Raw genomic sequence first — 10,019 nt, forward strand, 5'->3', positions numbered from 1 at the left:
ACTATCTTGGCGTAGTGAATACTTTTCTTATTTCTTAAGATCAAAATATTTCATAGCTTGCCTACTTTTTACTATTTAAAATTCCTAAACCATACATCGGCCACTTCGTACTCGCTTTAATATTATTAATCAGCATCGCCACCAAAACTAAAGACACTGCGCCGACCAAAACAGGGAAAATCAAAAAGCTCCACTGGTAATGTATGCTGCTCGCGGTCAACAAAATAACCAAAGGATTGGCCCCAGCAGGTGGATGAACGCATTTAAAAATCTGCATGAGTGCAATGGCACAGCCCACTGATAAAGCAATTGTAAAAATAGAAACACCAACAAATTTTAGAAAAAACAAACCCACAAAAGCCGAAATAAGATGCCCAAATATAATATTTCTGGGCTGTGCTAAAGGTGACTGCGACACGGTATAGAGCAATACACAGGTCGCACCAAACGGTGCCATGATAAAGATATTTTGTGTTAGCTTACTCAACCACAGAAGTATAAAAATACTGACCGTCCCCCCAACAAGGCTTCTTAAAACATCAATTTTATTGGGCGATGGAGCCAGTTTTTCTTTGCCATAAAAGATCGAGAACATGGTTTTTTCCTCAAACAAAAAGTTGCTTTTTAAAAAGCATATAGATAAAATTTCAAATAGTACAGATCTGTACTATTTTATTTTTTGGAAAAGTTTTATGTCAAAATCTGCCTTAAAAATATTAGATACAGCCGAGAAGTTATTTAATGAAAATAGTTTTGTTGGAGTTGGTGTTGACCTGATTCGCGATGAATCTGGCTGCTCTAAAACCACCATGTACACGTACTATAAAAATAAAAATCAACTGGTTCAGTCTGTACTCGTTGCACGTGATGAACGGTTTAAGCAAAGCCTTCTAGGATATGTTGGAGATGCAACAGGGTTAGAGGCCATCAATAAAATTCTGGATTGGCACACCAACTGGTTTAGACAAGATTTTTTTAAAGGCTGTTTATTTGTAAGAGCGGTCGCTGAATCTAACCAAGATGATCAAGACATTATTTCTATTTCTAAAGCCCATAAACAATGGATTAAAGTATTGATTGCGCAAAACTGCAATATACCGAATGGTGAAGCTTTATCTGAGCTGATCTATACGGTGATTGAAGGATTAATTAGCCGCTTTTTAGTCGATGGTTTCGATGAAACACTTGCGATAAACATGAAAAATTCTATTAATCAATTATTTAACATTCATCAACATTAGTATGAGAACTTAAAATGGAAGTGGACCATATTTTTATTTGTGTACAATCAGGCGCTCCCGAAGCTGAAACTTTAAAAAAATTCGGTCTAACAGAAGGTTCATCCAACAAGCACCCGGGTCAAGGTACAGAAAACAGACGCTTTTTCTTTAAAAATAGCTTTATCGAATTAATTTTTTTAAACAACCCCGAAGAAGCCTCAAGTGATCTCACAAAACCGACTCTGCTTTTTGAGCGACTAAGTACTCAAAATAATATCGCGTCCCCTTTTGGTATTTGTTTTCGCCCTAAAAATAAAGATGATAACGGCGCAAAATTTCCTAATTGGGTTTACAAGCCAAGCTATTTACCAGCCAGCTTAGAAGTAAATGTTGCCAAAGATTCTGTGGTATCTGAACCGATGTGGTTCTTCCTTTCATTTGCTTCACGACCAGATCTTGCCGCAAAAGAAAAACAACAACCCCTTGTGCATAGCAAAGATTTATCAGAAATCACCGCGATTAAAGTTTCTATTCCAAACCTTGAACAGCACCCTACTTCATTACTGTTCAATACGCTTGATAGTTTTGAAGTGACCGATGGATTAGAACATTTAATGGAAATTAGTTTTGATCATGAGCCTCAAGGAATGATTCATGATTTCAGACCAGAGCTGCCGCTTATTTTTAAATATTAAGACTCTTATTTTTTAATAAAAAACTGTGATTTATTGCAAATCACAGTTTCCACTTAAATTTAATCACATTAAAAACGACAATAGCTTAAGCAACTTTTCCATCAATAATGCCTTTCTCTTTTAACGTAGCCAGCTCCTCTGCTGTTTTAAATCTCGATAAGATTTGAGCGGTATGTTCACCCAACTCTGGTGGTGCATGATGATATTCAACTGGAGTATCAGAGAGTTTGATTGGTGAACCAATCGTTTGGAAGTTTTCATTTAAACGATGAGGAATATTCACCACCAAATTACGATGTACGATTTGTGGTTCAGCCAAAGCATCTTCAATAGAGTTGATAACACCTACTGGCACTTTAAGCGCATGAATCATCTCAACCCATTCTTTGGCAGTTTTCTGCAAAAAGTGCTTCGACAATAAAGGAATCAGTTCATCTCGGTATTTGACGCGGTCTTGGTTACGCACAAACTTTTTATTTTCGAGTAACTCTGAATAACCAATTGCAATACATAAATCTTTAAACTGTTTGTCGTTACCGCAAGCAATAATAAATTCTTTATCTTTAGCCTTAAAAGTTTGATACGGCACAATACTCGGGTGTTGATTGCCCATGCGCTGCGGGGCTTTACCCGAGGCTAAATAGTTCATTCCCTGATTTGCCAGCGCCGCGACCTGTACATCAAGCAATGACATATCAATATATTGACCACGGCCTGTGTGCGAACGTGCAATCAATGCGGCCTGAATCGCAATGGTTGAATACAAACCAGTTTGAATATCTACAACAGCCACACCAACTTTTTGTGCACCACCGCCTGCCACATCATCAGGCTCGCCAGTAATGCTCATTAAGCCAGACATACCCTGAATAATAAAATCATAACCAGGTTCTTCTGCACGTGGGCCATCTTGCCCAAACCCAGTAATCGAGCAATACACAATGTTCGGGTTCAGCTTACTTAATGATGCATAGTCCAAACCATATTTAGCCAAAGACCCTGTCTTATAATTTTCAATGACCACGTCGGCAGTCTTGGCAATTTCATAAATTAAGGCCTGACCTTCTGGTGTGGTAATGTCCACCGCAACTGAATATTTATTGCGATTCGTACACTGAAAATAGCCAGATTCACGGGTGATGTTTCCATCTTGATCGGGCATCCATGGTGGCCCCCACATGCGAGTGTCATCACCTACTCGAGGACGTTCAATTTTAATGACTTCCGCGCCAAGATCTGCCAAGATTTGTCCGCACCAAGGCCCTGCAAGCACACGACTTAAATCTAAAACCCGAATTCCTTGTAATGCACCCATAACGATACCCTTATCTTTTTAGAAGGTACTCAACGCACCTTCTTTTCATTGTTTATGATTGTTTTTGCGGATCGTACTGACGATCTTTAATAAATAGACCCGGCAATACACCTGCAACAAAATACGCAGCGCCCATCACAATAAAGGCCATGGTAAACGTACCACCCGATGCCAAGAAACCAATGGTGGCTGGTGCAATAGCAGCCCCGACACGACCAATGTTATAAGCACCGCCAATGGCTGTTCCACGTACATCGGTTGAAAAACTTTCAGCCATATAAGTCGCATTTACACCGTATGGAATGCCATACAAGAAGCCAAAAGTGATTAATAAATACAAAATATTGTCAGGCGTATTAAAGAAAATAATGATTGGTAAGAACACGGCGCTGGCAATTGTTCCAAACACAAAAACAGCACGGCGGTTAAATTTGTCTGCAAGATAACCCGCTAAAATTTTGCCTAGAATCATTGCTGTATATGAACCCACCATATAACTGGTTAAGTTTTTAAAGTTCATATGCACTTCTGTTTCTAAATAACTTGGCATCCAGTTGTTAATGCCGTAATAACCGAACTGTAAGAAGAATGCTGTGGTCATCCACAACAAAAACATCTTGCGGTGTTTAAAGTTATTAAAAATTTGTTTGTAGATACTGCCACTTTTAGGCTTTTCAGCCACAGCTATTTCTTTAGGTTGTCTGTTGCCTTGTAAGCTTTCAATTTTGGTGAGCTGCCAAGATTTTGGTTCTGGCACAAATCGTTGCAGGAAAATATTAACGAAAGCAGGTACTACAGTCAGGAAGAATAAAACACGCCAGCCATGATCTGGAATAATTGCGCCAGCTAATAACGTCGCCGCAATATAACCTACAGTCTGACCAGTCTGTAACGTACCTAGGACCGTTGTACGGTACGTGGTCGGTACATATTCAGCCATTAAGGTATTACAGGCCATATAGAGTGCTCCAATACCCAAAGCACCAATAAAACGTAAAGCCATAAATTGCTCGAAGCTTTGCGTAAAGCCCAATAAACAGGTCGCTACCGAAAAGAAGGTTACCGAGTTGGCAATGGTTCGTACACGACCAAACTTGTCACATGCCCAGCCACCCAAAATACCGCCAACACCCATTCCTGCTAATGATGCACTACCTAAGGCACCTGCCTGAAAGGTACTTAAACCAAACTCTGCCTTTAAGCTGGTCAAGCTATAAGACAGCAGCATAATATCTATGCCATCGACCACCATCGCAAAATAGGCAAATAACAAGGCCCATTTCCATGTATGAGGGCCGATCTTTTCATATGTTCCAAGGTTACTTGGAAATGTAGTTCTTAACTCTTTCGATATTACTTGAACGTCATTGTTCATCTTTAGTTCCTCATTTTCCCAAATGAGTCATCGATAGCTTACTTATGTTTTCTGTATGACTTAATCTTCTATAATTTTCATCATCTTACATTTAGTTTTAAGTACACAGAGGAACATCTTTACATGAGTATCCTTACGATGAATCTTGTCATTATCCATAAATTTTTGCGTAAAAATCCCTAAAGGTGCTCTCGAAAGAACACCTCTATCTTTTAAATGAATGAGTTAGTTGCTAAATGCTGCGATGCCTGTTTGTGCACGACCTAAAATCAAGGCATGAACGTCATGTGTGCCTTCATAGGTATTTACGACTTCAAGGTTAACTAAATGACGTGCTACGCCAAACTCATCACTAATGCCGTTTCCACCCATCATGTCACGCGCCATGCGGGCAATATCAAGTGCTTTCCCACAGTTGTTACGCTTGATTAGAGATGTGCCTTCAACTGATGCAATACCTTCATCTTTCATACGACCAAAACGTAAAGCCACTTGCAGACCTAATGCAATTTCAGTCTGCATATCTGCCAGTTTCTTTTGGATTAATTGATTTGCAGCCAACGGACGACCAAATTGTTTTCGATCCATGGTGTATTGATGTGCGGTATGCCAACAGAACTCGGCAGCACCCATTGCACCCCATGCAATGCCATAACGAGCACTGTTTAGACAGGTAAATGGGCCTTTTAAGCCTCGAATTTCAGGGAACGCATTTTCTTCAGGTACAAAAACGTTGTCCATTACAATTTCACCTGTAATCGATGCGCGCAAACCAACCTTGCCATGAATAGCAGGTGCAGATAGACCTTCCCAGCCTTTTTCTAAAATAAAGCCGCGAATATCGCCGACATTACCTTCAGCAGAAACCTCTTTTGCCCAAACCACAAATACATCGGCAATTGGACTGTTGGTAATCCACATTTTGGCGCCAGTTAAACGATAACCACCGTCAACTTTCTTAGCACGCGTAATCATACTACCCGGGTCTGAGCCATGATCAGGTTCGGTCAAACCAAAACAACCAATGTACTCACCCGTAGCTAGTTTAGGTAAGTACTTCTGCTTTTGCTCTTCAGTTCCAAATTCATGAATTGGAACCATCACCAATGAACTTTGCACGCTCGCCATAGAGCGATAGCCCGAATCTACATATTCAATTTCACGCGCAACCAAACCATAACTCACATAGTTCAAACCCGCACCGCCATATTGCTCAGGAATGGTTGGACCCAGTAAGCCAAGCTCTCCCATTTCACGGAAAATAGATGGGTCTGTTTTTTCATGACGAAATTGTTCAAGTACACGTGGTTGCAAACGTTCTTGGCAATAGGCATGAGCCGCATCACGAATCATGCGCTCATCTTCTGTAAGCTGTTGCTCAATTAAAAATGGGTCTTGCCAGTTAAATTGAACTTTTGCTTTTTTTGTTGTCACCATGTGATTCATCGCATCCTCTGCTTGATTTGATCTTCTTTATTTAACTCGATGTTATGCGTGAAAAATGCAGTAATCAAACGATAAATGTTCATGCAGATATGCGCTTTACGCATATTTAAAATAAGAGGCATTAAATTTAGATATTTAATTCGTTGTATTTCATTAAAAATGACTTATTTTTATACTAAACTCGGATATCTGCATTTAGGTCATATGCTGTTTTGAAATATGACGACAAATAAAAGGATTTATTTATGCGAAGAAGTATCCCGTCCATTCAGGGTCTAATTTGCTTTGAAAGTGCAGCAAAACATCTAAGTTATACCTATGCTGCGCAAGAGTTATGTATTACCCAAAGCGCGGTCTCTCGCCAAATTCAGCAGTTAGAAGATTTCTTGGGTGTTGAACTCTTTATACGTACTCGGCATGGCGTTGAACTCACCATTGCAGGTCAGCAGTATTTTAAAAGTATTAAGCCCTATTTATTGGGTTTAGAGAAATGTACGGCCGATGTGATTTCTCATAAAGGTTTAGGTGGAACATTAAAGCTAGGTGTCGTTCCTACCTTTGCAACGCGTTGGCTGTTACCCAAACTTCATCTTTTAAATCAAAAACACCCTGAAATTACGGTTCACTTAGAAACCAGTACCAAGCCTTTTTTATTTAACGACAATATTTTTGACGCTGCCATTTTTGCAGGTACTCAGCAGCAAATTGACCACTGGCCCGGCATACAAGCACATTATTTAATGGATGAAGAAATTGTACCTGTGTGCTCACCAAGACTCATCGAAAAGTATTTTCCAGATGCAGTCATGATCAATGAAAATACCTATGATCTAAGCTCAGAAGATTTACTCAAAATCCCCCTACTTCAACAAACCACTCGACCTAGCATTTGGCAAGAATGGTTTATTACCCATCAGATGCAGCACCCGAAACCTTTTGATGGACAACGTCATGAGTTATTTTCAATGCTTGCGGTTGCTGCAAGCCATGACATGGGAATGGCTCTAATTCCGCAAATGTTGATTGAATCTGAACTACAAAAAAAAGAACTGGTGATTGTTTCCAATAAGAAACTAAAAGGCAGCCGAAAATACTATCTCATTCACTCAAGCCAAGATATCTCACCAACCATTCAAAAATTTGTTGAGTGGATTTACCAAGAATTGGAACAACTAAAGACCAATACAAATTAGCTGAACACCTTTGATTTATTCCATATATTGCGCGATCTATACGCATAAAAAAAAGATTGTGATTGATGAGATCACAACCTTTTTAATTAAGCATAAATGACTTTGAATTAATGACTCATTAATTAATATCTGAACCGCTACGTTTTGGGTCAATCAAGATTTTGGCATGCTGTTCAGGATCACGTAATGCTTCAAATGCACTAGTAACACCCTCTAAACCGACAACACCGGTAATGAGTGGTGAGCAATTCACTTTACCTTCTGCAATCATGTGTAGCGCATCTCGAAATTCAAGCGGCGTATAACCCAACACAAACTGAATTTCTAACTCTTTATTAATTGCAAGTGCGGGTTCTATTTTGTCACTTTGCATGCACACACCCACCCCAACAATTCGGGAAAATAAAGGTGCACCTTCAATAATTTGCTGCAAGACACCCGGTACGCCGACACACTCAAAAATAACAGGACGTTTCGGCAGAGCACCCAATTTATCAATCATGCGCCATCCATGCCACCAAGGTAAGCGTGTCGCTTGTAACTTATCAAACAGCTCCATGCCCATGTTAATAGCATCCGAAACATTGCCAAGTAAACCAAACTCTTTCCAGTTAGCAAATGGCGATGTCTCTTTAGGGTCGACCACAATATCTGCACCGCATTGCTCGGCAAGCTTACGACGGTTTGGAGAAAAGTCACTGGCAACTACGGTTTTAACCCCAGCTGCTTTAAGCATTAATATGACACCCAACCCGACAGGACCGCAGCCAATCACAATAGCAGGTTCACTCGTTTTCACACGGCTACGGCGAACAGCATGCAATGCAACCGCCATCGGTTCAGTCATGGCAGCACTATCCGCATCTAGACCGTTGGGTACTTCAAACATCAAACTCGACTGAGCCAATACTTGCTCGGCATAACCACCCGAAGCATTTGGAGAAAGCCCTGTAGACAAATAACCGTGCTGATCTACATTTAAAAGCGGCATTGCACAAACGAGTGTATCGGCTTTAAATTTATGACGTGTTTTTGGGCCGTAGTCTAAAACCTTGCCACAAAATTCATGTCCTAGTACAAACGGATCTGTAGACTTGGCTAAACCATTAAACCCGACACGTGCAGCCAAATCATGCATGTGGTCACAGTGGTGCTGCATATGTAAATCAGAGCCACAAATCCCACATCGAATCACTTCTAATAACACCTGTCCTTTTACAGGCGTTAATTTCGGTTGGTCCACCACTTGTAATTTTGCTTGATGACAAAGTACCGACTTCATTTGAGCGCTTCCTATTTCTTCTTTTTCATTTACTTGCCAGAAATAGATTTCTACAGATAAATTAATCGCTTTATCAGTTTGGTCTTTAGCAAGCCTTTATTCATCTTTACAAGTAAAAGGCAAAATACCAATGACCATTCTTCAGCCAATCCACTATTGAAGAGTCAACAAAAACAGGCTCAGCGAAATTAAAAACAATAAAAATCTTGGTGCTTGTATCTTACACAGACTGCGTTATCTTCTTAGGCCAGAACAATGTCATCAAAATTAAAACTTAAACGAATATCTTAAGTTCAAAAAACTCAACTCAACGCTTTTCACAAAAACATAGCAAATCCAAACTTTTATCAACAGCTCTAAAAAGGCATGATGAATTGATATGAATAAATAGGAAGAAACTTATGATTACAAAAACACTTCCCCTTACAGATATACACCGCCATCTTGATGGCAACATTCGCATTCAAACCATTTTAGAATTGGGCCAACAATACAATTTGGATTTACCTGCCTACGACATTGAATCTTTACGACCACACGTACAAGTGATGGATAACCAACCTGACTTATTAAGTTTTTTATCTAAGCTCGATTGGGGTGTAAAAGTATTAGCCAGTTTAGATGCCTGTAAGCGTATTGCATTTGAAAATATGCAAGATGCAGCACAGCAAGGCCTAGACTATGTAGAGCTGCGTTTTTCACCGGGTTATATGGGAATGACACATCAACTTCCACTTAAAGGTGTTGTTGAAGCAGTTATTGCGGGTGTAAAAGAAGGCAGTCAGACGTACGGGGTAAAAGCGAATTTAATTGGCATTATGAGCCGTACTTTTGGTCAAGAAGCCTGCGAAAAAGAGTTAAATGCTCTACTTGCCCATAAAAATGATATTAAAGCGTTGGATCTCGCAGGTGACGAGCTTGGTTTTCCGGGCAATTTATTTATTGATCACTTTAAAAAAGCGCGTGATGCAGGCTGGCACATTACGGTACATGCAGGCGAAGCTGCCGGCCCAGAAAGTATTTGGCAAGCGATTGAAGAATTAGGTGCAGAACGAATTGGACATGGTGTTAAAGCAGTTCAAGATTTAAAACTTTTAGATTATTTGGCTAAACATGGGATTGGTATTGAGTCTTGTCTCACTTCAAATATTCAAACCAATACAGTACCTTCTTTAGCAGAGCACCCATTAAAGACTTTTTTAGAACATGGTGTGCTTGCCACCATTAATACAGATGACCCAGCGGTAGAAGGTATTGAGATACAACATGAATATTTAACTGCTGCCCCACTGGCGGGTTTAAGCCCTGAGCAAATTTATACAGCTCAAGAAAATGGCCTAAAAATCGCATTTCTATCAGATCAAGAAAAAGATGAGTTAAGACAGAAATATTAATAACAGAGAACAGAGAACAGAGAACAGAGAACAGAGAACAGAGAACAGAGAACAGAGAACAGAGAACAGAGAACAGAGAACAGAGAACAGAGAACAGAG

Annotated in this window: 8 protein-coding genes and 1 pseudogene; 4 read left to right on the plus strand and 5 right to left on the minus strand. The window is 39.9% G+C overall.

Features of this window, described 5'->3' with window-relative positions:
• Positions 1 to 61 precede the first annotated feature (61 nt).
• Positions 62 to 595: an HPP family protein gene (locus F935_RS11955; protein WP_016139164.1), complete on the minus strand. Its 534-nt coding sequence runs from the start codon at positions 593 to 595 to the stop codon at positions 62 to 64.
• A gap of 97 nt (positions 596 to 692) precedes the next feature.
• On the opposite strand from F935_RS11955, the gene F935_RS11960 reads away from it, so the two are divergent.
• Together F935_RS11960 and F935_RS11965 are read left to right on the plus strand one after the other, a co-directional pair.
• Complete coding sequence (locus F935_RS11960) at positions 693 to 1,241, plus strand: TetR/AcrR family transcriptional regulator (protein WP_005042965.1); 549 nt, start codon at positions 693 to 695, stop codon at positions 1,239 to 1,241.
• 14 nt (positions 1,242 to 1,255) lie between these two features.
• A complete protein-coding gene (locus F935_RS11965; RefSeq protein ID WP_016139165.1) occupies positions 1,256 to 1,915 on the plus strand; it encodes a VOC family protein in 660 nt (219 codons plus the stop codon).
• A gap of 85 nt (positions 1,916 to 2,000) precedes the next feature.
• On the opposite strand, the gene F935_RS11970 is transcribed toward F935_RS11965, so the two are convergent.
• From F935_RS11970 to F935_RS11980, 3 genes are all read right to left on the minus strand, one after another.
• Positions 2,001 to 3,230, minus strand: coding sequence for a CaiB/BaiF CoA transferase family protein (locus F935_RS11970; protein WP_016139166.1), 1,230 nt, complete (start codon positions 3,228 to 3,230; stop codon positions 2,001 to 2,003).
• 52 nt (positions 3,231 to 3,282) lie between these two features.
• A complete protein-coding gene (locus F935_RS11975) occupies positions 3,283 to 4,605 on the minus strand; it encodes an MFS transporter (protein WP_016139167.1) in 1,323 nt (440 codons plus the stop codon).
• Between the two features lie 225 nt (positions 4,606 to 4,830).
• Positions 4,831 to 6,051 (minus strand): acyl-CoA dehydrogenase, encoded by a 1,221-nt coding sequence (locus F935_RS11980; protein ID WP_016139168.1) that lies wholly within the window; start codon positions 6,049 to 6,051, stop codon positions 4,831 to 4,833.
• A 245-nt stretch (positions 6,052 to 6,296) separates the two neighbouring features.
• On the opposite strand from F935_RS11980, the gene F935_RS11985 reads away from it, so the two are divergent.
• Positions 6,297 to 7,244 (plus strand): LysR substrate-binding domain-containing protein, encoded by a 948-nt coding sequence (locus tag F935_RS11985; protein WP_016139169.1) that lies wholly within the window; start codon positions 6,297 to 6,299, stop codon positions 7,242 to 7,244.
• 107 nt (positions 7,245 to 7,351) lie between these two features.
• Here the strand turns inward: F935_RS11985 and F935_RS11990 are convergent.
• Positions 7,352 to 8,526, minus strand: a pseudogene (locus F935_RS11990) (zinc-binding dehydrogenase).
• 401 nt (positions 8,527 to 8,927) lie between these two features.
• Between F935_RS11990 and add the strand changes: the two are divergent.
• A complete protein-coding gene (gene add / locus F935_RS11995; protein ID WP_016139171.1) occupies positions 8,928 to 9,920 on the plus strand; it encodes an adenosine deaminase in 993 nt (330 codons plus the stop codon).
• The last annotated feature ends 99 nt before the right edge of the window (positions 9,921 to 10,019 follow it).

Origin of the sequence: Acinetobacter calcoaceticus ANC 3811 (assembly GCF_000399665.1) — a bacterium.
Lineage (GTDB): Bacteria > Pseudomonadota > Gammaproteobacteria > Pseudomonadales > Moraxellaceae > Acinetobacter > Acinetobacter calcoaceticus_B.